Origin of the sequence: Saccharopolyspora antimicrobica (assembly GCF_003635025.1) — a bacterium.
Classification (GTDB): Bacteria; Actinomycetota; Actinomycetes; order Mycobacteriales; family Pseudonocardiaceae; genus Saccharopolyspora; species Saccharopolyspora antimicrobica.
Map to the genome: position 1 here is coordinate 510450 of NZ_RBXX01000002.1, position 22958 is coordinate 533407.

23 protein-coding genes are annotated in these 22958 nt (G+C 70.3%); 12 read left to right on the forward strand and 11 right to left on the reverse strand.

The window, feature by feature from the left end; translation table 11 throughout:
* Nucleotides 1–322: 322 nt before the first annotated feature.
* Nucleotides 323–1426, forward strand: coding sequence for a YihY/virulence factor BrkB family protein (locus tag ATL45_RS02950; RefSeq protein WP_246025133.1), 1104 nt, complete (start codon nt 323–325; stop codon nt 1424–1426).
* Nucleotides 1427–1491: 65 nt separating this feature from the next.
* On the opposite strand, the gene ATL45_RS02955 is transcribed toward ATL45_RS02950, so the two are convergent.
* On the reverse strand, nt 1492–1740 hold the full coding sequence (locus tag ATL45_RS02955) for a DUF3039 domain-containing protein (RefSeq protein ID WP_093157479.1): 249 nt from the start codon (nt 1738–1740) through the stop codon (nt 1492–1494).
* A gap of 49 nt (nt 1741–1789) precedes the next feature.
* Entirely contained in the window at nt 1790–2113 is a 324-nt protein-coding gene (locus tag ATL45_RS02960; RefSeq protein ID WP_093157478.1) for a DUF3099 domain-containing protein, read from the reverse strand.
* Between the two features lie 155 nt (nt 2114–2268).
* On the opposite strand from ATL45_RS02960, the gene ATL45_RS02965 reads away from it, so the two are divergent.
* Entirely contained in the window at nt 2269–2940 is a 672-nt protein-coding gene (locus ATL45_RS02965; protein WP_093157476.1) for a lysophospholipid acyltransferase family protein, read from the forward strand.
* Between the two features lie 30 nt (nt 2941–2970).
* Here the strand turns inward: ATL45_RS02965 and ATL45_RS02970 are convergent, their stop codons facing one another.
* The 3 genes from ATL45_RS02970 to ATL45_RS02980 are packed head-to-tail and all read right to left on the reverse strand — an operon-like array spanning nt 2971 to nt 4661.
* Entirely contained in the window at nt 2971–3516 is a 546-nt protein-coding gene (locus tag ATL45_RS02970; protein WP_093157475.1) for an RNA 2'-phosphotransferase, read from the reverse strand.
* Nucleotides 3517–3566: 50 nt separating this feature from the next.
* Nucleotides 3567–4139, reverse strand: a complete 573-nt coding sequence (locus ATL45_RS02975) for an HhH-GPD-type base excision DNA repair protein (RefSeq protein ID WP_093157473.1) — start codon at nt 4137–4139, stop codon at nt 3567–3569.
* A gap of 51 nt (nt 4140–4190) precedes the next feature.
* Complete coding sequence (locus ATL45_RS02980; RefSeq protein ID WP_093157472.1) at nt 4191–4661, reverse strand: MarR family transcriptional regulator; 471 nt, start codon at nt 4659–4661, stop codon at nt 4191–4193.
* A 67-nt stretch (nt 4662–4728) separates the two neighbouring features.
* Between ATL45_RS02980 and ATL45_RS02985 the strand changes: the two genes are divergently transcribed.
* The 4 genes from ATL45_RS02985 (at nt 4729) to ATL45_RS03000 (ending at nt 8155) form a co-directional block, all read left to right on the forward strand.
* Complete coding sequence (locus ATL45_RS02985; RefSeq protein WP_093157470.1) at nt 4729–5115, forward strand: tautomerase family protein; 387 nt, start codon at nt 4729–4731, stop codon at nt 5113–5115.
* 288 nt (nt 5116–5403) lie between these two features.
* A complete protein-coding gene (locus ATL45_RS02990; protein WP_093157469.1) occupies nt 5404–6288 on the forward strand; it encodes an NAD(P)-dependent oxidoreductase in 885 nt (294 codons plus the stop codon).
* A gap of 97 nt (nt 6289–6385) precedes the next feature.
* On the forward strand, nt 6386–7210 hold the full coding sequence (locus ATL45_RS02995) for a hypothetical protein (protein ID WP_093157467.1): 825 nt from the start codon (nt 6386–6388) through the stop codon (nt 7208–7210).
* A 45-nt stretch (nt 7211–7255) separates the two neighbouring features.
* Nucleotides 7256–8155 carry an aminoglycoside phosphotransferase family protein gene (locus ATL45_RS03000; RefSeq protein ID WP_246025134.1) on the forward strand — a complete coding sequence of 300 codons (900 nt, stop codon included), beginning with the start codon at nt 7256–7258 and terminating at the stop codon, nt 8153–8155.
* An 8-nt stretch (nt 8156–8163) separates the two neighbouring features.
* Here the strand turns inward: ATL45_RS03000 and ATL45_RS03005 are convergent, their stop codons facing one another.
* Nucleotides 8164–8721: a GNAT family N-acetyltransferase gene (locus ATL45_RS03005; protein ID WP_093157466.1), complete on the reverse strand. Its 558-nt coding sequence runs from the start codon at nt 8719–8721 to the stop codon at nt 8164–8166.
* A gap of 108 nt (nt 8722–8829) precedes the next feature.
* Between ATL45_RS03005 and ATL45_RS03010 the strand changes: the two genes are divergently transcribed.
* From ATL45_RS03010 to ATL45_RS03025, 4 genes are all read left to right on the forward strand, one after another.
* A complete protein-coding gene (locus ATL45_RS03010) occupies nt 8830–9360 on the forward strand; it encodes a GNAT family N-acetyltransferase (RefSeq protein WP_093157464.1) in 531 nt (176 codons plus the stop codon).
* A 35-nt stretch (nt 9361–9395) separates the two neighbouring features.
* Entirely contained in the window at nt 9396–10913 is a 1518-nt protein-coding gene (locus ATL45_RS03015) for a DUF7782 domain-containing protein (RefSeq protein WP_093157463.1), read from the forward strand.
* The gene (gene dtd / locus ATL45_RS03020) at nt 10910–11335 is read left to right on the forward strand and encodes a D-aminoacyl-tRNA deacylase (RefSeq protein ID WP_093157461.1); all 426 of its coding nucleotides are present in this window, start codon (nt 10910–10912) and stop codon (nt 11333–11335) included. The genes ATL45_RS03015 and dtd overlap by 4 nt, the downstream gene beginning before the upstream one ends.
* A gap of 289 nt (nt 11336–11624) precedes the next feature.
* Nucleotides 11625–12596 (forward strand): sigma-70 family RNA polymerase sigma factor, encoded by a 972-nt coding sequence (locus ATL45_RS03025; protein WP_093157460.1) that lies wholly within the window; start codon nt 11625–11627, stop codon nt 12594–12596.
* Nucleotides 12597–13082: 486 nt separating this feature from the next.
* Here the strand turns inward: ATL45_RS03025 and ATL45_RS03030 are convergent, their stop codons facing one another.
* Entirely contained in the window at nt 13083–13814 is a 732-nt protein-coding gene (locus ATL45_RS03030; RefSeq protein ID WP_093157458.1) for a tyrosine-protein phosphatase, read from the reverse strand.
* Nucleotides 13815–14016: 202 nt separating this feature from the next.
* On the opposite strand from ATL45_RS03030, the gene ATL45_RS03035 reads away from it, so the two are divergent.
* On the forward strand, nt 14017–15672 hold the full coding sequence (locus ATL45_RS03035) for a fumarate hydratase (protein WP_093157457.1): 1656 nt from the start codon (nt 14017–14019) through the stop codon (nt 15670–15672).
* Nucleotides 15673–15868: 196 nt separating this feature from the next.
* Here the strand turns inward: ATL45_RS03035 and ATL45_RS03040 are convergent, their stop codons facing one another.
* Nucleotides 15869–16243, reverse strand: coding sequence for a hypothetical protein (locus tag ATL45_RS03040; protein ID WP_246025135.1), 375 nt, complete (start codon nt 16241–16243; stop codon nt 15869–15871).
* A gap of 482 nt (nt 16244–16725) precedes the next feature.
* On the opposite strand from ATL45_RS03040, the gene ATL45_RS03045 reads away from it, so the two are divergent.
* Complete coding sequence (locus ATL45_RS03045) at nt 16726–17973, forward strand: YeeE/YedE family protein (RefSeq protein ID WP_093157454.1); 1248 nt, start codon at nt 16726–16728, stop codon at nt 17971–17973.
* 136 nt (nt 17974–18109) lie between these two features.
* Here ATL45_RS03045 and ATL45_RS03050 read toward each other — a convergent pair whose 3' ends face one another.
* Genes ATL45_RS03050 through ATL45_RS03060 form a run of 3 tightly spaced genes read right to left on the reverse strand, consistent with a single transcriptional unit; the run spans nt 18110 to nt 22918 of the window.
* Nucleotides 18110–19021, reverse strand: coding sequence for an alpha/beta hydrolase family protein (locus ATL45_RS03050; protein ID WP_177242056.1), 912 nt, complete (start codon nt 19019–19021; stop codon nt 18110–18112).
* Between the two features lie 41 nt (nt 19022–19062).
* Nucleotides 19063–21774 (reverse strand): bifunctional acetate--CoA ligase family protein/GNAT family N-acetyltransferase, encoded by a 2712-nt coding sequence (locus ATL45_RS03055; RefSeq protein WP_093157452.1) that lies wholly within the window; start codon nt 21772–21774, stop codon nt 19063–19065.
* Complete coding sequence (locus ATL45_RS03060; RefSeq protein WP_093157451.1) at nt 21743–22918, reverse strand: acetoin utilization protein AcuC; 1176 nt, start codon at nt 22916–22918, stop codon at nt 21743–21745. Before ATL45_RS03060 ends, ATL45_RS03055 begins: the two co-directional genes overlap by 32 nt.
* Between the last annotated feature and the right edge of the window lie 40 nt (nt 22919–22958).

Consider the following 22958-nt stretch of genomic DNA (forward strand, 5'->3'; position numbering starts at 1 on the left):
CGGGATTGTCGAGTTGCGCTTCGGACACGCCGGCTCGCCGCTCCTTCCTGGGTCTCCCCTACCTGAATGGCGAGGGCGAGTCGTTGCACCGCCCCGCGAACGCCCACTCCGACATCGGTCAACTCGCTGCGGGCCGCCGTGCAGCTTACCTCCGCGCTTCGATCTCCACCGGCAAGGCCGTGGAGACGAATGCGACACACCGTTTTTCCGGGTCGACGCTCATCGCCGGGACCGATGCAGCATCCTTATGGGTGCCATGGGTTCGCCGAGTTCGCCAGAAAGCCGGGGGCGCAGTGCAGCCGCCGCACCACGGGACGCCCCGGTGCGACGAGGGCCACTGCGCCTGATCGCGCGCACCCTGGACAAGGCGTGGTGGGACAACATCTTCTCCGAGTCGGCGGCCGCCGCCTTCTGGCAGACGCTGTCCATGCCGCCGCTGCTGCTCGGTCTGCTGGGCAGCCTGGGCTTCCTCGGCGACTGGTTCGGCCCGTCGGTCGTCGACGCGGTGCACGACAAGATCCTGGCCTTCTCCCGCACCGTGTTCACGCAGAACGTGGTGGACCAGATCATCGGCCCGACGGTCGCCGACATCCTGACCAAGGGCAAGGGCGAGATCGTCTCGGTGGGCTTCCTGCTGTCGCTGTGGGCCGGGTCGTCGGCGCTGGCCTCGCTGGTCGACTCGATCACCATGGCCTACAACCAGTACCTGGTGCGCAACAGCGTGTGGCAGCGGATCTTCGCGCTGCTGCTCTACCTGGTGTGCCTGGTGCTGGCGGTGTTCGGACTGCCGGTCATCGCGCTCGGCCCGGACTGGCTGCCGACGGTCTTCCCGCGGGACTACCAGGACGACATCGCCTGGCTGATCCAGATCTTCTACTACCCGGCGACCGCGCTCGGGCTGGTCGTGGCGCTGGCCACGCTGTACAAGGTGGCGGTGCCGCGCAAGCTGCCCTGGCACCGCGGGCTGCCCGGTGCGCTGCTGGCGATGCTGCTGTTCCTGTGCTCGAGCATCGGCCTGCGCCTCTACATCACGTGGGTGACTGGCACCGGCTACACCTACGGAGCGCTGGCCACCCCGATCGCGTTCCTGCTGTTCGCGTTCTTCATCGGCCTGGCGATCATCATGGGCGCGCAGTTCAACAACGCGATCCAGGAGATGTACCCGGCGAAGATGACCCGCCGGGAGCGACGCCGGTGGCGGCGTCTGGAGATGCGGCGCCTCGAACAGCGCATGCACACCGAAGAGGGCTACCGGGCGTGGCGCAACGGCCAAGCCGAGGACATCGCGCCGGAAGAGCCGGTCGCGCCCGAAGCACAAGCACCGGCCCCGCGCGAGGAGCCGGACGACGACGCGGCGGAGCTACCGCGCAACGGCGTGCCGCTGCCGGAACCGCCGCACAAGCAGACCGAACCGCGCGGTGGCTGAGAGCCTGCCTGCGGATTCCGCCGCTCGAACAGGCTCCGGGTCCACCGCGCGGCAGCGGTGCGGAGTCAGTCCTTGCCGCCGGGCGGCAGCGAGTTGAAGATCTCCTTGCAGTCCGGGCAGACCGGCGAGCCCGGCTTCGGCGACTTGGTGACCGGGAACACCTCACCGCACAGCGCCACCACGTGCGTGCCCATGACCGCGCTCTCGGCGATCTTGTCCTTCTGCACGTAGTGGAACATCTCCGGACGGTCGTCACTGGTCTGATCAGTGGTCTCGGTCCGGGTATCGGTCTCCGGCAGCGTCATCGTGCTCATGTCCCAATGATGCCGCACGACCGGCTCGGGCGGTTCCGCCCCGCGCCGGTCAGCTCTCGATGACCTGGTGCTCCCGCGATTCCAGTGCGTGGCGCGAGTGCCGGAAGCGGTTCACCTTCTCGCTCTTGCGCGCCGGCCGGTCGTTGGCGATGAGCACCGCCATCCACGGCAGCGGAATCGAGATGGCCAGGATGATCAGTGACAACCACCACAGCTGCCACACCTGGAACACCACCGCGGCCAGCACCAGGCACGGGACCCGGCTGGCCATCATGATCGCGTACTTGCGGCGACGCAGCGCCTGCTGATCGTCCAAGGACGGCTGGGCCTCGGTGATCAGCACCGGGGAGTCGTCACGATGTGAGCTGTTCACGACGCCACCTCCACTTCCATGCTCCCACTCGATCGCCGCCGCCAACACCCTGGGGCCGCGCGGAGTCGGAGCTCCGGCCCCGAGGTTGACCGGCACGACGCACGCGCGAAACCTCGACGGGTTAGATTCGGACGGGATCAATACGTGGAGGTCGAATGCTGTACGCGGTGAGCAAGCGGGTCGTCGGCGCGGTGGCGCGGACGATCTACCGGCCGACTGTGATCGACGCGGACAAGGTGCCGACCACCGGTCCGGTGATCCTGGCGCCGAACCACCTCGCCGTGCTCGACAGCTTCATCGTCCCGCTGGTGCTGCCCCGCCCGGTCGCGTTCCTGGCCAAGGCCGAGTACTTCACGGGCACCGGCACCAAGGGCGCGCTGATGAAGTGGTTGTTCAGCACCTGGGGCGCCATCCCGGTGGACCGGGGCAAGGGGCGCGCCGCGAAGGAGTCGCTGGAAGCCGCGGAGAAGGTGCTGCGCGCCGGCGGCGCGTTCGGCATCCACCCGGAGGGCACCCGCTCCCCCGACGGCCGCCTGTACCGGGGCCGCACCGGCGTCGCGCGGCTCGCGCTGAGCACCGGCGCACCGGTCGTGCCGGTGGCGCTGACCGGCACCGACAAGCTCCAGCCGCGCGGCAAGAAGATCCCGCGCCTGCACCCGGTCTCGGTGCGCTTCGGCGACCCGCTGGACTTCAAGCGCTACTCGGGGCTGGACAGCTCGCTGCCGGTGCTGCGCTCGATCACCGACGAGATCATGTACGCCATCGCCGAGCTCTCCGACCAGGAGTACGTCGACCGCTACCAGCGCCCCGGCGCGGCAGCGGCCTGATCCCGCGCCCGTGAGCGCCCGGTGGTGCGCTCACGGGCCCTGGAAGTCGATGAACGACGGCGCGACGTGCGCCGTCAGCCAGACCCCGTTCGCGCTGACCCGGAACTCGTGCCCGGCCTCGTGCATCGCGCCGGCCCGGATCGCCAGGACCACGGGTCTGCCGCGCCGCGCCCCCACCCGCTGCGCGGTCTCGCGGTCGGTGGAGAGGTGGACGTGCTGGCGCCCCATCGGCCGCAACCCCTCCTGCCGGATGGCGGCGAGGTTGCGGCCGACGGTGCCGTGGAACAGGAACGCGGGCGGCTCGCTGACCGGCAGGTCGAGGTCGACCGGGACCGAGTGGCCCTGGCTGGCCCGGATCCGGTCGCCGTCGATGACGTAGCGCTGCTTGTCGTTGCTCGCGACGACCTCGGCCAGCTCCGCCCGCGAGATCGGGAACCGGTGCGCGGCAGCGGCGGCCAGCAGCACCTCGACGTCCACCCAGCCGTTCGCGTCGAGCTCGACGCCGATCCGCTCCGGCTGGTGCCTCAGGTGCTTGGCCAGGTACTTCGAAATACGCACCAACCGCTGCTCGTCCATCACGGACCAACGCTAGCCGCCCGTGCGAAACGACGTCGACGGGTTTTCGATCAGCCCTTGGCGGCGGCCTTCTGCTCCTTCTTCCAGGCCCGGACCTCGTTGAGGGTCTGCTCGTCGACGACGTCGGCGATCGACCGGCGCGAGCCGTCCTCGCCGTAGGCCCCGGCGGCTTCCCGCCACCCGGCGGGCTCGACGCCGCGCTGCTTGCCCAGCAGCGCGAGGAAGATCCGCGCCTTCTGGTCGCCGTAGCCGGGCAGCGCCTTGAGCCGCTTGAGGACTTCCTTGCCGTCCGGGTCGCCCTCGGTCCAGATCGCCTCGGTCCGGCCGTCGTAGTGCTCGACGACGTACTGCGCCAGCGCGTGCACCCGGCGTCCCATCGACCCGCCGTACCGGTGGATGGCGGGCTTCTGCACGCACAGCTCGACGAACTCGTCCAGATCGGACTCGGCGATCCGGGTGACGCTGAACCCGCCCATCCGCTCGGCGATCTTCCTCGGCCCGGCGAAAGCGACCTCCATCGCCACCTGCTGATCGAGCAACATCCCGGTGAGCAGCGCGAACGGGTCGTCGCTGAGCAACTTGTCGGCCTCGGCGTCACCGGTCAGGTTGAGGTTCTTCGGCATGGGCCCATCGTCGCACGCAGCGCTTCGGCCGCACCCGGGTCCGCCGCTCCTCTAATCGCCCTCCGGTGCCGTCTTCGTCGCGGCGAAGGCCTCCTCGTACCTGAGCAGGGTGTCGACGAACGTCCGCTGCTGCGCTGGGCTCAGCGGTTCGAGCGCATGCCGCCACGCGTGGGCACCCGGCGACAACCATTCGGCGATGGCGGGGCGGCTCTCCTGGCTGATGTCGATGATGCGCCGACGGCGGTCGGCGTCGTCCTCGCGCCGCACCAAGACCCCTTTGCGGCTCAGTTCGCTGACGATCAGGCTCACCGTGGTCGGCGCCACCCCCAGCGCTCCGGCGAGCTGCGAGACGGTCAACGGCCCGTCGAGCAACAGCAGGGACAGCATCGACAGATGCCTCGGCGCCAGATCGAGCGACCGCAGCTGCTCCGGCAGCGGCAGGCGCTTGATCCTGCCGACCAGCCTCGGCATCACCAGGAGCAACTCCCTGACCGCGTCTTCCGTGGTGTCAGGCGTTGACATCCGCACAGCCCCCCAATAGCTTTGCTTCCAAATTCAATTTGCTTCCAAACATTTTTCGGAGGGTGCTGTGCCCCACCTCGACGTCCACGTGCTGGAAAGCGACCTGACCGGCCGCGAGACCGAGCTGATCGAGAAGCTGACCGATGCGATCGTCGCCGTCTACGGCGAGTGGGCCCGGAGCATCGCGGTCGTGCGGCTGATCGGCGTGCCGCCCAACCGGTGGGGCATCGGCGGCAAGCCCGCACAAGCACCCGCGCCGAGCGTCACGTTCGGCATCAGGGAAGCGGCCTTCAGCCGACCCGACGCCGACGAGATCGTCGCCCGCCTCATCGCCGGAGTCACCGACGCCATCGTCGACGTCTTCGGTGAACGAGTCCGCGCCGGAGTGACGGTCGAACTCGTGGGCACCCCGGCCGAGCGCACCGGCGTCGGCGGAGCCGTCGTCACCTCGTAGCGAGCCCGTCGAACGCCCCGCGGTGGCCGGGCACTCGGCTGCTTCGGGGCGGGCGAGCCGACACGGGACGGAGCGCGTCTTCGCTGAGCAGCTTGCCGGTCGGTGCGGTCGAGCTCGTCCAGCATGGCCCCATCCTGGCACGCGGCATCGCGGGTGCACGTTCCTCCCGATCGCCCGGCATCGCCGGAATCTCGATCGACTTTCTTCTTGACTTCGACATTGCTGGAAGTTGGAGGCTACCTGCAATCGGATCGGCGAGAAGCTCGATCGTGGTTCGGAAGGAACGACATGACAACGACTACCGAAGGTGCCGCGGGCCAGGTCACCGTGCTCGGACTCGGTGATATGGGTTCGGCGATCGCCAGGGTCTTCGTCGACCGCGGGTACCGCACGACGGTCTGGAACCGGACCGCGAGCAAGAGCGCGCCGCTGGTCGATGCCGGTGCCACCGCGGCCGCGACTGCGGCGGAGGCGGTCGCGGCGAGTCCGCTCGTGGTGATCTGCCTGCTCGACAGCACTGCCGTCGACGAGGTGTTGAGCGCCGTCGAGAACGCGGTCGCGGGCAAGGTGCTGGTCAACGTCACCAGCGGTTCGCCCGCGCAGGCCCGGGCGAACGAGCGGTGGGCGAGCGAGCGCGGCGCCGAGTACATCGACGGCAAGATCATGGGCGACCCGCCGTACGTCGGAACGCCGAACATCATGTTCCCGTTCAGCGGTTCCCGGCAGGCCTTCGGCACCCACGAGTCCACGCTGCGGGAGCTGGGCGCCATCGCCTACCACGGCGACGATGCCGGTTCGGCCGCCGTGGAGTTCATGGCCCAGGTGGCGGCGTCCTACGAGCTGCTCATCGGGTTCCTCCACACGCTCCGGCTGGTCCAGGCCGAAGGGGTCGACGTCGTGGAGTTCGCCGACCGCTTCGCCGGTTCGCTGGCCGCCTTCCCGGCGTTGCTGACCTCGATGAGCAAGGCGATCAAGAGCGGCGAGTACGCGCCGGACCTCGGTCCGCTCAACGTCCAGGCCGCGCTGATGGACGACATGATCAGCCACCGGGACTCCCTCGGCGTGGAAGCCGTGCGGATGCGGGAGGTGAAGGAGCTGATGGACCGCCGGATCGCCGACGGCCACGGCGACCAGGGCTTCTCGAGCCTCTTCGAGCTCCTGAAGCGCCAGTAGGACCCTGACCAGGTGCCCCGCCGCCCGGACGGGGCACCTGGGAGCCTTTCCCCAGCATCGGCGCTCACGACGCGAGCGGCTTTGGCACGCTGGGCGGGTGAGTTCGTTGATGTCGTGGCTGGATCGGGGCACTCGGGTCTACTGGCGGTTCCGCGGCCGGTCCGTCGACCTCGCCGGCTCGGAGCAGTGGCTGGATGCGCCCATGCACGACAGCTCGCAGGTCGGTGAGGGATGGCTGCCCACGGGCAGTGACTCCGTCGACGGCGTCGGGCTGCTCGCGGACATGGCCCAGCTGGACGGCCCGACCTTCCGGGCGGCCGACCTGCGGCCGGAGATCCGGGACTTCTACGAGTGCACCTCCCGGTGGCGCATGGAGGTGTGGACGCAGTGGAACGCGGTGTTCCAGCCCGGCGGTGAGCTCGTCTCCCGGTTGTTCGGCCGCCGCGTGCAGCAGCTCGCGCTGCCCACCCGCCCGCTCGACGTGGCCCGCGGCATGGACAGCAGGGTGGTGCCCATCCTCGGGTCCGATGGGGACCAGCGAGCCGCGGCGTGGATCCGGACGCTGCGATCGACCGGCGAGTACGTCTACAGCGGTTGCTACTCGACGAAACTGCTGCCCGGCACGCGGAACCCGAGTGTGCACGTGGCGTTCCCGCTGGAATCGGGCAACATCCAGGTCTTCCTCGAACCGGTCGCACTGCCGGACGGCGCGCTGGAGCTGCGATCCCCGGCCGGAGCCTTCGGCCGGAACGGCGCCTACGCCGTCGTCGAGGACAAGGGGCGCACCTTCGCCGCCCGCATCCCGATCCACGAGACGTTCCGCGTCTACGTCGACGACGAAGGCACCCTCCGAACCGACCACGCCCTCCGCCTGTGGTCCGCCCGAGTCGTGCGCCTGCACTACAAGCTCTCCCCGGCGTGAGCGCGGCTGAAAATGCTTTGCGGGCGGTGATCGGGGCGTGTGAGGGTGACCGGTGTGGACATGCACGCCGGGCAGTTGACCGTGTCACCGGAGATGGTGCGCGCTTTGGTGGACGCGCAGTTCCCCGAATGGCGGGAGCTGCCCGTCAGCAGCGTCGATTCGCGGGGAACGGTGCACGCCATCTTCCGCATCGGTGAGCGGTTCGCGGCCCGGTTCCCGCTGGAGCCGGGAGAAGTCGGGGCGAAGCGGGAAGAACTCGAAGCCGAGGCGGCAGCGGCTCGGGAGCTGCTGGGGCGCACGCGGTTTCGCACGCCCGAACCGATCGCGCTGGGCGAGCCCGGGGCCGGATATCCGCTGCCGTGGTCGGTGCAGACCTGGGTGCCCGGGGTGGCGGTCGACGGCCTGGGCGAGTCCGCTGCGTTCGCGAGCGACCTCGCCGAGTTCATCCGCGGTGTTCGCACCATCGACACCCGCGGCCGGACGTTCTCCGGAACGGGGCGCGGTGGTGTTCTGCGATCCCACGACGCCTGGATGGAGACCTGCTTCGAGCGCAGCGAGCAGCTCCTGGACGTCGCGCTGCTCCGCCGGACGTGGCAGGCCATGCGCGAGCTCCCGCGCGGCTCGACCGGTGATGTGATGGCGCACGGCGATCTGATCCCCGGCAACCTGCTGGTGTCCGGCGGGCGGCTGTCCGGGGTCATCGACATCGGCGGTCTGGGCCCGGCCGATCCGGCGCTGGACCTGGTCGCCGCCTGGCACCTGTTCGGCGCGGAACCGCGGCAGGTGTTCCGCGCCGAACTCGGGTGCAGCTCCCTCGAATGGGAGCGCGGCAGGGCGTGGGCCTTCCAGCAGGCGATGGGGCTGGTCTGGTACTACGTCGAGAGCAACCCGAGCATGAGCTCGCTGGGAAGGCGCACCCTGGACCGCATCCTGGCGGATGCGTGAGCCCTCGCTCAGCCGGCCTTCCGGCTCCGCCACTCCGGGGCCAGCACCGACCAGACCTCCAGGTCCTGTCGTTCGCCCCGGTGAACACCGCTTCCGCGCAGCACGCCGTCCTTGACCATCCCCAGCCGCTTGGCGACCGCGATGCTGGCGTGGTTCGCCGCCGAGACGAGCCACTCCACCCGGTGAATGCCGCGTTCCTCGACGGCCCAGTCGATGATCACCCGCGCCGCCCTCGTGACCAGGCCCTTGCCCACCGCCGACGGTTCCAGCCAGCAGCCCGCCTCCGCGGTGCCGCGCGGGACGTCCATGGTCCGGAAGAGAACACCGCCGACCAGCTCGTCGGCGACCCAGATCCCGAAGATCCGCCCGGTGTCGGTCGCCGCCTTCTCCGCGTACTGCTGGAGGAAGGCGCGGCTCGAGGCCAGGTCGGTGACCGCGTCGGCCAGCCCGATGTGCTGCCCGACGAGCTCCCTCCCCCGGTCCATGTGGGCCAGGAACTCCGCTGCGCGCCACGGCTCCAGCGGGCGGAGCACCGCGTTGTCATCCCCCAGGGAAATCGAGAACATTCGCAACCTTCCGCAACCCGATCGAGCAGACCGTGCGAAGAATTGCGCACGGCGACGGCGGAGTAAAGCGGTTTTCGACGTTGCCCTGCCCACTGACGGAGAGAACTGATGGACCGAACCCCACTTCCCGAGGTGCGCATCGTGCACCTGAACGGGCCCGCGTTCCAGGCGCTCGCCGCTGGTGACCTGGCCGTGGCGAACGCCGCGAGCCCGGTGCCCCTCCCGCCCTACTTCGCCGGTGAGGACTGGCGCGGGGTGTGGCTCCGGCGCAGCAGGCAGGTCGCGGAAGATCCCGGCAGCGCGGCCTGGGTCACCGGCGTCATCTGGGACGTGCAGCGCGAGCTGGCCGTCGGACGGGCCGGGTACCACGGGCCGCCCGATGAATCCGGGATGGTGGAGATCGGCTACGCGGTCGATCCTGCGCACCGTCGGCGCGGGTACGCGCGCGCAGCTCTGGAGGCGCTGCTCCAGCGCGCGGCCCGGGAACCGCGGGTGCGCACGGTCCGGGTCACCATCGGCCCGGACAACACAGCGTCCTACCGGTTGGCCTCGCAGTACGGCTTCGCCGAGGTCGGCGAGCAGTGGGACGACGAGGACGGCCTGGAGATCGTCTACGAAAGGCCCGCGAACCACCTCTGACCACGGCTGCGAGCGGATGCGGGAGGATCGGGGGCGTGATTCCAGACCTGTCCCACGACCGCATCGACCGCCTTCGCGACGCCTTCCGCGCCGCCGGGTACGACGCCGATGGCGTCGTCGAACTGCTCGGCCCGGAAGCGCACATCGCGCTGGGCCGCGGCGAACCCGTCCCCGCGCTGCGCGCCACGACCGACGCCGGGCCGCTCGGCACGCTCATCCGGCTGTTCCTGCTCGGGCTGGCCGAGCCGCAGGCCGCCGTCGAGGCCGCGCTCGCCCCGCTGCCGCTGTCCGATGCGCAGGCCGCCGGGCTCGTCGTCGCCGACGGCGACCGGCTGCGCGCCGGGCTCGATGTCCGTCCGCACGGCGTCGGCGACGACTCGTGGTGGGTCGTGTCCGACCTCGACTCCGACCTGCGCGGCGGCCGACCGGTCGAGCCCGACCACGTGCTCGGCGTCGGGCACGCATCGCTGAGCCTGGTGCAGGCCACCTCCCGCCGACCGGTCGGCTCCGTGCTGGACCTGGGCACCGGCTGCGGCGTGCAGGCGCTGCACGCGAGCACGCACGCCCAGCGCGTCACCGCCACCGATGTCTCCAAGCGGGCGCTGGCGCTGGCCGACGCGACGTTCCGGCTCAACGAGATCGACGTGGAGCTGGGCGAGGGCGAGTGGTTCGACCCGGTGCGCGGCCGCCGGTTCGACATGGTGGTGTGCAACCCGCCGTTCGTCGTCGGGCCGCCGCGCACCGACTTCACCTACCGCGACTCCGGCCTGGCCGGCGACGACGCGAGCGCGCTGGTGGTACGCCAGCTGCCCTCCTTCCTCAACGAGGGCGGCACCGGGCAGCTGCTGGCCTCCTGGGTGCACCGCGACGGCGAGGACTGGGAGGACCGGGTCTCCCGGTGGCTGCCCCCGGGCGCCGGTGTCGACGCGTGGTTCGTCCAGCGCGACGTAGCCGACCCGGCGCTGTACGTCGGGACCTGGCTGCGCGACGCGGGCTACGACCTGCGCTCCCCGCAGGGCCTGCAGAAGGCCGGCGAGTGGCTGGACTGGTTCGAGGCCAACGACGTGCTCGGCATCGGCTTCGGGTTCGTCACCCTGCGCCGCACCGACGCCGCGCGCGGTGAGGTCGTGTGCGAGGACCTGCGGCACGCATTCAGCGACCCGCTCGGCCCGGAGTCCGACCAGTGGCTGCGCCGCGTCGACTGGCTGCGCGCCAACGGATCGGCCGAGGCGCTGCTGGCGACCCGGCTGGTCACCGCGGACAGCACGGTGCTGGAACAGGTGTCCGAGCCCGGTGACGAGGGATGGAGCCCGCTGGTGCACCGGCTGCACCGCACGAACGGCCCGGGCTGGCAGCACGAGGTCGACGAACTCGGCGTCCGGTTGCTCGCCGGGTGCCGGGGTGCGCTGCCGCTCGGCGAGCTCCTCGAGCTGCTCGCGATGGGATTCGGCGAGGACGCCGAGGAGCTGACGCGTGCGGCCGTTCCCGTGGTCCGGGAGCTCGTCCGGCACGGAATGGTCGTTCCGGCGGAATGGGTGGATGGTGCGCAATGAGAGCAATCGCCACTCGGGTCACTCGCGCCTCGGTAACGGTCGACGGTGTCGTCGCGGGCAAGATCGAAGAGCCCGGGCTGTTAGTGCTATTGGGTGTGACCCATTCCGACGGGCGTGAAGAAGTCGTCAAAATGGCCCGCAAACTGCACGAGATTCGCGCGCTGCGCGACGAGGAGTCCTGCGCCACGACCGGGGCGCCGCTGCTCGTCGTCAGCCAGTTCACGCTCTACGGCTCGACCCGCAAGGGGCGACGCCCGTCGTGGACCGAGGCAGCCCGCCCGGAGCACGCCGAACCGCTGGTCGAGGCGGTCGTGGCGGAGCTGCGCGAGCGGGGCGCGCGGGTCTCCACCGGGGTGTTCGGGGCGATGATGTCGGTGGAGAGCGTCAACGACGGGCCATTCACCCTTTTGGTTGAGGTGTAAATGTAACGGGGGCTCTCAGGAAATCCTCAGACTTGGTGGCGCAACCGATGTGACCGCCATGACGTCTCCCAATCGAGAACTTCGGGAACGAATTCGGCACGCCGGTCGTTTTCCAGGTAACGAAGCTTCGACGGCCATGCCGAGAGGTGCCGGGGGCACCGATCGACAACACCCGGAGGAGACGTCGACGCGCAAGCCCGTACCAACGAGCGTACGCGTCCAACGCACCGCGCAACGGCGCGCAGGTGTGAATTGCGCCCGCCAAGCCAGCCCGTCAGGGAGGGAGCTCATGACCGTCCCGCAGACCACCAAGCCAGACGTCGCAGTCACCGAAGACCTGGACACCCAGGGCCCATCGGCAGACCTGGTGCGCGTCTACCTCAACGGCATCGGGCGCACCGCGCTGCTCACCGCACAGGAAGAGGTCGACCTCGCCAAGCGCATCGAGGCCGGGGTGTTCGCCAAGCACCTGCTGGAGACCAGCAACAACCTCTCCCCCGAGCGGCGCTCCGACCTGAACGCCGTGGTCCGCGACGGCCGCCGAGCCAAGAACCACCTGATGGAGGCCAACCTCCGCCTGGTGGTCAGCCTGGCCAAGCGCTACACCGGCCGCGGCATGCCGCTGCTGGACCTGATCCAGGAGGGCAACCTGGGTCTGATCCGCGCGGTGGAGAAGTTCGACTACACCAAGGGCTTCAAGTTCTCCACGTACGCGACTTGGTGGATCCGGCAGGCCATCACCCGCGGCATGGCCGACCAGAGCCGCACCATCCGGCTGCCCGTCCACCTGGTCGAGCAGGTGAACAAGCTGGCCCGCATCAAGCGCGACCTGCACCAGAAGCTCGGCCGGGAGGCCACCGACGAGGAGCTGTCCGAAGAGGCCGGCATCCCGGTGGAGAAGATCCTCGACCTGATGGACCACTCCCGCGATCCGGTGAGCCTGGACATGCCGGTCGGTGCCGAGGAGGACGCGCCGCTCGGTGACTTCATCGAGGACGCCGAATCCGCGGACGCGGAGAACGCGGTGATCTCCGGCTTCCTGCAGGACGACCTGCGCCGCGTGCTGGCCACCCTGGAGGAGCGGGAGCAGTCGGTGATCCGGATGCGCTACGGCCTCGACGACGGCCAGCCGCGCACCCTGGACCAGATCGGCAAGTCGTTCGGCCTGTCCCGCGAGCGGGTCCGGCAGATCGAGCGCGAGGTCATGTCCAAGCTCCGGCAGGGCGACCGCGCCGACCGGCTGCGGGCTTACGCGAGCTGACCGCGCGAATTGGGGGTGACGTGTGTCCGCGAAGAGCGCGGACCGCGGCGCGGTCAAGATGATTTTGCGGGGGCCGAGCCCCCGCAGACCCCCACGGAGCGGTGGTGACGCCCGGGAGAGCTCCTCGCTTTCCTGAGCGTCCCCCTAACCTGCTCACGGACCAGCCCTCCATGTCCGCGGAAGCGCTGGTTGAGCTCCGGGGGGGGGCTGGGGCCTGTGGTCGGGTTGTGGTGATTGTTGTTGGGTTTTACCCGGTTGGCTCTTTGATTTTCTTGGTTTGGGGGTCAAGGTTTTGGTTTCCGGGTGATTCGGCTTCGCGGTGGGTTCTCCTGCCGCTTCCTCCGGGAGGCCGGGGTCGTCGTTGGACGGGTCCGACCTCCCGACCCTTACTCGGCGCTCTTCGCAGGCGCCGGTTCGTGACGAACTGCCTGCCCACCTCGTTCTGCGAGGTGAGCAGGCCGTTCGTCGTTCTTGCCGCTGGTCCGGTCAGGCGGGTTGGGCGTTGAACTTCTGGCGCCAGCGGGTCAGCTCCTCCTCCGTCGCTCCGTGGGTCCGGAGCCAGCCCGCCGCCCGGTCCTCGTAGCCGGCGAAGGTCTCCAGGACGCTCTCGATCGCTTCCGTCGGCGTCGACATCAGTTCGCGGACCATCTCCTCGTCCACGCCAGGCGGGAAGACCGGGGCACTGTCGAGCCGCTGCAGGACCCGGAGCATGTTCTGGTCGGTGCGGGAGTAGTCGGCCACGATCGCGTCGTCGCGCACTCCCGCCGCGCTCAGCAGCAACGCCGCCGACACTCCCGTTCGGTCCTTGCCCGCCGAGCAGTGGATCAGGGCCGGGCCGTCGGCCTCCAGCACGATGCGGAAGACCTCGACCAGCTTCTTCGGGGCTCCCTGGAGGATCGTCTGGTAGAGCTTGGTCAGGTCGTGCGCGGCATCGTCGACCTCGATCTCGACGTCCTGGAGGTCCTCCAGCAGCGAGACGTGGTGCACCTCGGCGACACCGGCCAGCGGGTGCTCCTCGTCCTTCGTCTCCCAGGAGCCCCGCAGGTCCACCACCACGCTCGGCGGCCAGCTCGGCATGCTCTCCGGGTTCCGGTCGCCGGTGTGCGGAGCGTCACTGCGGTAGACCACCCCCGATCGTGTCAGCGCGCCGCCCCCGAGGGGCTGCCCGCCCAGGTCGCGAAGGTTGACCAGCCCGTCCAGCGGATCTGTCGTCGACAAAGTGACCTCCGTAGCTACTGGCGGCACCGCTCCCCGAAGTGCGGCGACAAGTCCGGTGGCAAGCGTCGCAGGTGCCCCGCCGCACGCCGCCACCGGCCGGATTGGCGTTCCGTCACACCTGGGCCACCCCCGTGGACGCGCTGATCCACCACGCGGTTACATGGGCATCGCGTAACCCGAACGCGCGCAAAGGAGCCGCGACGTGACCACCACGAAGTTCGATTTCACCGAGGTACTGCCGCTCGGTCCCGACGACACCGAGTACCGCCTGGTCACCACCGAAGGCGTTCGCGTGGTCGAGGCGGCGGGCCGGCGCTTCCTCGAAGTCGAGCCGAGCACGCTCACCGCCCTGGCCACCGAGGCGATCAAGGACATCCAGCACCTGTTGCGCCCGTCGCACCTGGCCCAGCTGCGTGCGATCATCGACGACCCGGAGGCCAGCCCGAACGACCGGTTCGTGGCGACTGACCTGCTGCGCAACGCGTGCGTCTCGGCGGGCGGCGTGCTGCCCATGTGCCAGGACACCGGCACCGCGATCGTGATCGGCAAGCGCACCGAGTCCGTGCTCACCGGCGGCCAGGACGAGCAGGCGCTCGCCCGCGGCATCTTCGACGCCTACCAGGACCTGAACCTGCGCTACTCGCAGATGGCTCCGCTGAACTTCTGGGACGAGCGCAACACGGGCAGCAACCTGCCCGCGCAGATCGAGCTCTACTCCAAGGGCGGCACCGATCCGCACTACGACTTCCTGTTCATGGCCAAGGGCGGCGGCAGCGCGAACAAGACGTTCCTGTACCAGGAGACCAAGGCGCTGCTGAACCCGACGCGGCTCGGTCGGTTCCTGGAGGAGAAGCTGCGCTCGCTGGGCACCGCGGCCTGCCCGCCCTACCACCTGGCGATCGTGGTCGGCGGCATGTCCGCCGAGTTCAACCTCAAGGTCGCCAAGCTGGCCTCCGCCCGCTACCTCGACGAACTGCCGCGCGAGGGCTCGGCTTCCGGGCACGCGCTGCGCGACGTCGAGATGGAGCAGCAGGTGCTGGAGATGACCCGGCAGTTCGGCATCGGCGCGCAGTTCGGCGGCAAGTACTTCTGCCACGACGTCCGGGTGATCCGGCTGCCGCGGCACGGCGCCTCGCTGCCGGTGGGCGTGGCGGTGTCCTGCTCCGCGGACCGCCAGGCCAAGGCCAAGATCACCCCGGAGGGCGTGTTCCTGGAGCAGCTGGAGCGCGACCCGGCCCGCTACCTGCCGGACGTGGTCGACGAGCAGCTCTCCGACGAGGTCGTCAAGATCGACCTGAACCGCCCGATGAGCGAGATCCGCGCCGAGCTGTCCAAGCTGCCGGTCAAGACCCGGGTGTCGCTGACCGGGCCGCTGGTGGTGGCGCGCGACATCGCGCACGCCAAGATCGCCGAGCGGCTCGACGCCGGCGAACCGATGCCCGACTACCTGCGCGACCACCCGGTGTACTACGCGGGACCGGCCAAGACGCCGGAGGGCTACGCCTCCGGTTCCTTCGGCCCCACCACGGCCGGGCGCATGGACGCCTACGTGGAGCAGTTCCAGGCCGCGGGCGGCTCGCTGGTCATGCTGGCCAAGGGCAACCGGTCGACAAAGGTGACCGAGTCGTGCCGCACCCACGGCGGCTTCTACCTCGGTTCCATCGGCGGCCCCGCGGCCCGGCTGGCGCAGGACTGCATCCGCAAGGTCGAGGTGCTGGAGTACCCCGAGCTCGGCATGGAAGCGGTCTGGCGGATCGAGGTCGAGGACTTCCCGGCGTTCATCGTGGTCGACGACAAGGGCGAGGACTTCTTCGCCGAGGCCACGAAGCCGACGCTCCAGATCTCCTTCGGACGCTGAGCCCGCGCAGACGCTGAAACACCGCGTTTCCCGCAGGAGCCCCACCTCCTGCGGGAAACGCGGTGTTCCGGTCATCCGTTCAGCTCGTGCTCACGGGCAGGTTTTCCTTCTGTGCACTTCATCGTGGCCGCGCTGAGGTTCCGCTACCCGCACCGCCACGCGGAGCGAGCCTGGAAATCCCTTCTGCTACCGGTGGTCAGCGCGGGACCTTGACGTCGCGCTGCTCCAGCACGACCTTCCTGGCGTCCAGCGGTGCGTCCAGGCGGACCGCCACCGGCGGGTAGCGCAGGTCCATGGTGCAGATCCCCGGTGGCTCCGGGGTTTCCTCGACCAGGACGAGCTTGACCTGCTCGGCGGTCTGCTCGGCCAGTTCGGCGTGCACCTTGCTGCAGCCGCCTTCCTGACCGGTGGCCACCAGGGCGGTGCCGTTCTCCTGGGTCCAGACCTTCGCCGGGTAGCCCTCCGGCAACGCCGTGGCGTCGAGGGAGCTCTCCGCGACGGGGGTCCGCTCGTTCTCCGGCTTCGGCTGCACCGGTCCGGGCGGTGCCGGCGGCTGGCCGCCGAAACCCACGTCATCTGTCGGCTGTTGGGCGCAGGCTGCCAGCGCAAGGAGCAGAGCCCCCGCACCCATTGCGGTGTGTAGGCGTCTCATGCCCTACAGACGGAGCCGGTGCCGCACCGGGTTGCGCGGAATTCACATCGGGTTTTCCACGCTCGTTTTGCGTAGCGGTGCGGGTGCGGAACCTCAGACGCCGCCTGGACTGCGGGAGCCCGTTCTTATGTATGACCAATGCACGGCGAACGGACTGTCCTCGCCAGACGACGCCTGAGAACCCGCGGCGGTGCAGGTGCCGTGGGTGGGTTATGCGCCTGGCGGCGCATGCGGCCGCTCAGGTGGTCTGGTCACGTTGCGCATCGCAGCTGCGGCCACAGCCGATGAAGAGGATCACTGGGATCGATCCACAGCTTTCCCACAGTCCGGAACTGGTGGATATCGGTCACCTGGACGTGGTTTCGTCGGTGCGATCCACTTCCAGCCTTGGAGTGACGAGAATGTCGACCACAGCCACATCCGCCCCGCAGAGAACTGCACCCCCGCAAGAAGCGCAGGGCAAACCGCAGTGGGTTCCGCTGACCGTCGGTGTGCTCGCAGCCGTGGCCCTGGTGGCTGCCGCGGCCGTCGTGGTCGGGGTGAAGTCAGCAGTGCTCGCCGCACTCGGACTCGCCCTCGGGCTGACCTTGTTCCACTCCCGCTTCGGGTTCACCTCGGCCTGGCGGCAGCTCGTCTCCGTCGGGCAGACCGAGGGCATCCGGGCGCACCTGCTGATGCTCGGCGTGGCCTCGATCCTGTTCGCCCCGATCCTGGCCGGGGGCGTGACCTTCTTCGGCGGTGAGGCGGAGGGCAACGTCTCCCCCGTCGGCCTCGGCCTGGTCGTCGGCGCGGTGCTGTTCGGGATCGGCATGCAGCTGGGCGGTGCGTGCGCCTCGGGCACGCTGTTCGCCGTCGGCGGCGGCAACACCCTGATGGTCATCACGCTGTTCTTCTTCATCTGCGGTTCCGTGCTGGGTGCCCTGCACTTTCCACTGTGGACCTCCGAGGCGATCACCCTCGGCTCCTTCTCGCTGGCCGAGGACACCGGCCTGGGCTACTTCGGCGCGCTGGTCGTCCAGCTGGCCGTGCTCGGTGCGATCGGTTTCATCGCGATCCGGTGGGCTCGCAGGCACGACGCTCCTCCGGCCGGTCGACCGCCGACCTCGCGCGGGCTGTGGCGGGTGCTGCGCGGCGCGTGGCCGCTGTGGGTCGGCGCTCTCCTGCTGGCCGGGCTCAACGCCGTCGTCCTGCTGACCCGCGGCACGCCGTGGGGCATCACCTCGGCGTTCGTCCTGTGGGGATCGAAGGCGCTGCAGGCGATCGGCGTCGACGTGGCGAGCTGGCCCTACTGGCAGGGCGAGCGGGCCGCCTCGCTGGCGGGCCCGGTGCTGGCCGACTCCACCTCGGTGCTCGACTTCGGGATCATCGTCGGGGCGCTGGTCGCCTCGGCCGCCTCGGGCGCGTTCGTGCTGGCCAAGCGCATGCCCGCGAAGGTGGTGCTGGCCGCGGTGATCGGCGGTCTGCTGATGGGCTACGGCGCTCGTCTCGCCTACGGCTGCAACATCGGCGCCTACTTCTCGGGAATCGCCTCGTTCTCCCTGCACGGCTGGATCTGGGGCCTGCTGGCCCTGGTCGGCACCTGGGTCGGCCTGAAGCTGCGCCCGCTGTTCGGGCTCGGAGTTCCCAAGCCGAGCGATTCGGTCTGCTGACCCATTACAGGTCCGCGACGCTGAACTTCGCCCGGCACAGGCGATGCGGTGTCCAGGCCTGATGCGAACGGCGCCCGGGCTGTCGCGTTCGCGACGGTCCGGGCGCCGGCCTTTCTGCCGATGCGGCCCTGTCCGCTCAGGAGTGGACGGACGGCTCGTGCGCGGACGTGATCCAGTCCCGAACCCACTGCGACAGCGCAGCTCCGTTGCGCACCCAGCTGAAGTGCCCGAGGTTCTCCGCCCCGGACTCCGCCCTCGTGTAGTGCTTGGACGTGCGCAGCGCGTGACGCGCCTTCGCCGCCAGGTGGTCCACTGAGGACTGCGGAGCCAGACGGTCGCCCGCAACGCTGACCGTCAGCAGCGGCACCTGCACCTCGCGCAGCGCCGCTTCGTAATCGGTCGCCGAGCCGTGGAGCCGGTACTTGCTGGTGCGGGCTTGACGCGCCCAGTCCCGCATCAGGCCGGTCGCCTGCCGACCACCGAAGCCGAACCTGTGCCCGGGCCAGTAGCCGAGCAGCGTCGACGCGCTCGCCACGGCCTGAGTTCCGACCAGCGTGCGCAGCTTGTAGACCCCGGGGAAGCTCCGGAACCACACCGATCCGGAGGCCACCAGCGCGACACCCCGCACCCTGCCCCGGTGGCGCGCCGTGTGCAGCAAGGCGATCTGGCCGCCGAGGCTGTGCCCCAGCAGGAAGCGCGGCGCCCGCGGGAAGACGTCCTCGATCAGGTCGAGGACACCGTTCAGGTCGTCGATCAGGCTCTCGTATCCGAAGCGCACGCCGCGGGCCGCGAGCGGTTTGCTCTCCCCCTGGCCGCGCAGGTCGAACGTCACCACGGTCAGGCCCTGGCGGTGCAGATCGGCCACGAAGGGCCGGTAGTACCGCGCGGGCACTCCCATGGCGGGGACCAGCACGACGACCGGACTGCTCGGGTCGTCCTGCTGCGCCGCGCGGACCTTGATCCGGTGCTGCCCGGCCGACACCAGTCCGAGCACGACCGAAGCAGGCGCGTCGGGCTCAGGACTGCGGGCGGCGGTATCGGTGTCCACGTCGCACAGATTAACGGAACGGCTCCGTCTCGGACAGGATCTCAGCGCAGCCGTCGCGGCCCGGTGTCCAGCACCACCGGGGACGCACCGAGCACCACCTTGGCACCGGTGACCATGGCGCCCACCGGCGAGGCCAGCACCGGGCGCAGCGCCAGATCGCGCACTTCCGGCAGGTCCTCGGCCAACGTCGCCACCCGCAGCACCAGGTCCTCCAGGGCCGCGAGGTCGGCCGGTTCGCTGCCCCGGTAGCCCGCCAGCAGCGGCGCCGCCCGCGGCGCCCTGACCAGCGCCGAAACATCCACATCGGACAACGGCAGGGCGCGGTAGGCCTTGTCGCCGAGCAGTTCGCTGGCCACCCCGGAAAGCCCGAAGGACACCAACGTGCCGAACGACGGGTCGTCCATCAGATCGATGACGCACGACGTTCCGCGCACCGCCATCCGCTGCACGTAGACCTCGTCCAGCCCGGACACCCGGCGGATGTCGGCGTACGCCGCCCGCACCGCCTCCGCGCTGCCCAGGTCGAGCCGGACGCCGACCAGATCGTTGCGGTGCCGGAGCTGGTCGCTGACGGACTTCAGCGCGACCGGGAAGCCCAGCTCCTCGGCAGCGGCCACGGCCGCGGTCACACCGTCCACCCGCCGGAAGGGCACCACGTCGATGCCGTAGCAGGCGAGCAGTCGCAACGCGCGCTCGTCGTCGAGCTTGGTAATGCCTTCCGCGAGCCAGTCCTCGACCAGCGCCCGCGCCCCGTCCGCATCGACGCCCGGCGGCCGCACGAAGTGACCTTGCGGAGCCGCCCGCCACTGGGCGTAGCGGGTCACCCTGGCCAGCGCCAGCACCGAACGCTCCGGGCTCGGGTACGACGGCACGGAACCCTTGCCCGCGAGCCCGTCCGGTCCCGGCACCACCAGCTCGTCCGGCACGCCCTCGGCGGCCAGGAACGTGGTCACCACCGGTTTGGAGCGCGCGACATCGGCCTCTTGCAGCGCCTCCCGCATGGCCCTGGCGTACGCGGTCCCGGGCACCGCCACCGGCGGTGCGAACACCGTCACCAGCGCGTCGACGTCCGGGCGCAGGGCGGCGTCGCGAACCGCGGCGGCGAACACCTCCGGCTCCGCCGAGGCACCCACGTCGACCGGTTCACCGGCCAGCGCCAGCCCCTGGGCCTGCGCCACGTCCGCCGCGAGCATCCCCAGCGCCGAGGAGTTGCCCACGATGGCAACGCGGTCGCCCTGCGGCAACGGCTGGTGCGCCAGCAGCAGCGCTGTGTCGAACATCTGCGCCACCGACTCCACCCGGATGACGCCGGACTGCTCGAACAGCGCCTGCACGCTGGTCTCGTCGATCTGCACCGAGGTCGCCGCCAGGCCCGGACGCACCGCGTTGCGCCCGGACTTCACCACCACGACCGGCTTGCTGCGGGCCAGCCGCCGCGCCAGCCGCCCGAACTTGCGCGGGTTGCCGAACGACTCCAGGTACAGCAGGACGACATCGGTGGCCGGATCGGTCTGCCAGTACTGCAGCAGGTCGTTGCCGGACACGTCGGCCCGGTTGCCCGCCGAGACGAACGTCGACAGCCCCAGCCCGCGCTCGGTGGCGGTGGCCAGGATCGCCACGCCCAGCGCACCGGACTGGCAGAAGAACCCGGTGCGCCCGCGTCCCGGCAGCTGCGGCGCGAGGCTCGCGTTCAGCCGGAAGTCCGGGTCGGTGTTGACCACGCCCAGCGCGTTCGGGCCGACCACCCGCATGCCGTGCACGCGGGCCTCGCGCACCATCTCGCGCTCGACCTCCCGCCCCGCAGGTCCGCTCTCGCTGAACCCGGAGCTGACGATGACCAGCGTCTTGACGCCCTTGGCCAGGCAGTCGTCGAGCACTTCGGTCACGCTGGCGGCCGGGATCGCCACCACGGCCAGGTCCACCTCGTCCGGGATGGCGAGCACCGATGCGTAGGCCCGCACTCCGCGCACCGAGCGGTGCTCCGGGTTCACCGGGTAGACCGGGCCGGTGAAGTCAGCGGTCAGCAGGTTCGCCAGCACCGCGTGGCCGATCTTGCGGTGGTCGGTGGAGGCACCGATCACCGCCACCGAGCGCGGTCGCAGCAGGTTGTGCACGCTGCGCGCCTCGGCGGCCTGCTCGCGGGCGCGGGCCACCGCCACCGACTCCTCGGTGAGGTCGATGTCGAACTCCAGGTGGACGACGCCTTCCTCCATCGCGCGGCTCACCTGGTAGCCGGCGTCCCGGAACACCCGCACCATCGTCGAGTTCTCCGCCAGCACCTCGGCCACGAAGCGCTGCAGCCCGCGCTCCCGCGCGGCCGCCGCCAGGTGCTCCAGCAGGATCGACCCCAGACCGCGGCCCTGGTGCGGGTCCTCCACCACGAACGCCACCTCGGCCGACTTCTGCTCGCCCAGCCGGTCGTAGCGACCCACCGCGACGATGTCGTCACCGAGCAGCGCGACCAGCGCGACCCGGTTGACGTAGTCGACGTGCGTGAAGCGCTCCACGTCGCGCTGGGGCATGCGCGGGTACGGGCCGAAGTAGCGGTAGTAGCGGGTCCGGTCGCTGAGCCGCCCGTGGAAGGCGATCAACTTTTCGGCGTCCGCAGCCGTGATCGGCCGGATGTGCACCGTGCCGCCGTCGGAGAGCACGACGTCGGCCTCCCACTGCCGCGGGTAGCCCGGGGTCTGCTCCTGAACCGTTCCGTCCACTTCGGACTCCTCAGTCGCGGCTGTCGACCGGGTCGAGACCATGCAACGGAAACACCGCGTGCCGGGTATCGCGAATCGAGGTGTCCACCGAGGACGCGGTCACCCCCGTCCAGCGCTCGAACGACGGGTCGGCCCCGTCGGTCATCGACGTCGGCAGCGGCACGTTCTCGGCGACCCGCACCGCGTGCGCCATCCAGTCCTCCGGAATGGTCGTCTCCGGAGCGATGTCCCGGTCCAGCAGGGTCGCCAGCAGGTGGGTCCAGGCGCGCGGCACCACGCGGAACAGGGAGTAGCCCCCGCCGCCGAGGGCCAGCCACTTGCCGCCGGCGCAGCTGTCGGCCAGCTCCCGCAGGTCCTGGTAGGTGGCACGCTGCCCGTCCACGCTCTTCGACAGGTCGGCCAGCGGGTCCTCCCGGTGCGCGTCGGCCCCGCACTGCGTCACCAGCACCTGCGGCCGGAACGCCGCCAGCACCGAGGGCACCACCGCGTGGAACGCGCGACGCCAGTCGGCGTCACCGGTCCCCGGCGGCAGCGGGATGTTGACCGCGGTGCCGTCCGCCGCCCCGCTGCCGATCTCGGTGCTGAACCCGGTGCCCGGCCACAGCGTGAGCGGGTGCTGGTGCAGGGAGATGGTCATCACCCGAGGGTCGTCGTAGAACGCGGCCTGGACGCCATCGCCGTGGTGCACGTCGACGTCGAGGTAGGCGATCCGCTCCACCCCTTGCTCCAGCATCCACGCGATGGCCACCGAGCAATCGTTGTAGATGCAGAAGCCCGCCGCCCGGTCGGCCATCGCGTGGTGCAGTCCGCCCGCGATGTTGACCGCCCGGTCCGCCTTGCCGGACACGATCTGCTCGGCAGCCCGGATCGACGCGCCCGAGATCAGCGCCGCGGCTTCGTGCATCCGGTCGAAGATCGGGTTGTCCTCGGTGCCGAGCCCGTGCCCCACCTCGGCCCCGGCCAGCGGCGCGGCGCGGACGGCTTCGAGGAACTCCGGGGTGTGCACCCGCAGGAGGTCCTCCTCGGCCGCCGGCTGCGGGGCGAGCACCTCGACCCCGTCGAGGACGCCGAGCGAGCGGGCCAGCCGCATGGTCAGGTCCAGCCGGATCGGATGCAACGGGTGATGACCACCGAGGTCGTAGTCGAGCACCGACTCGTCCCACACCACCGCGCACTGAGAACCCATGCCCCGGACGCTACCTCGCCTGTGTCCGCCGACACTGTGT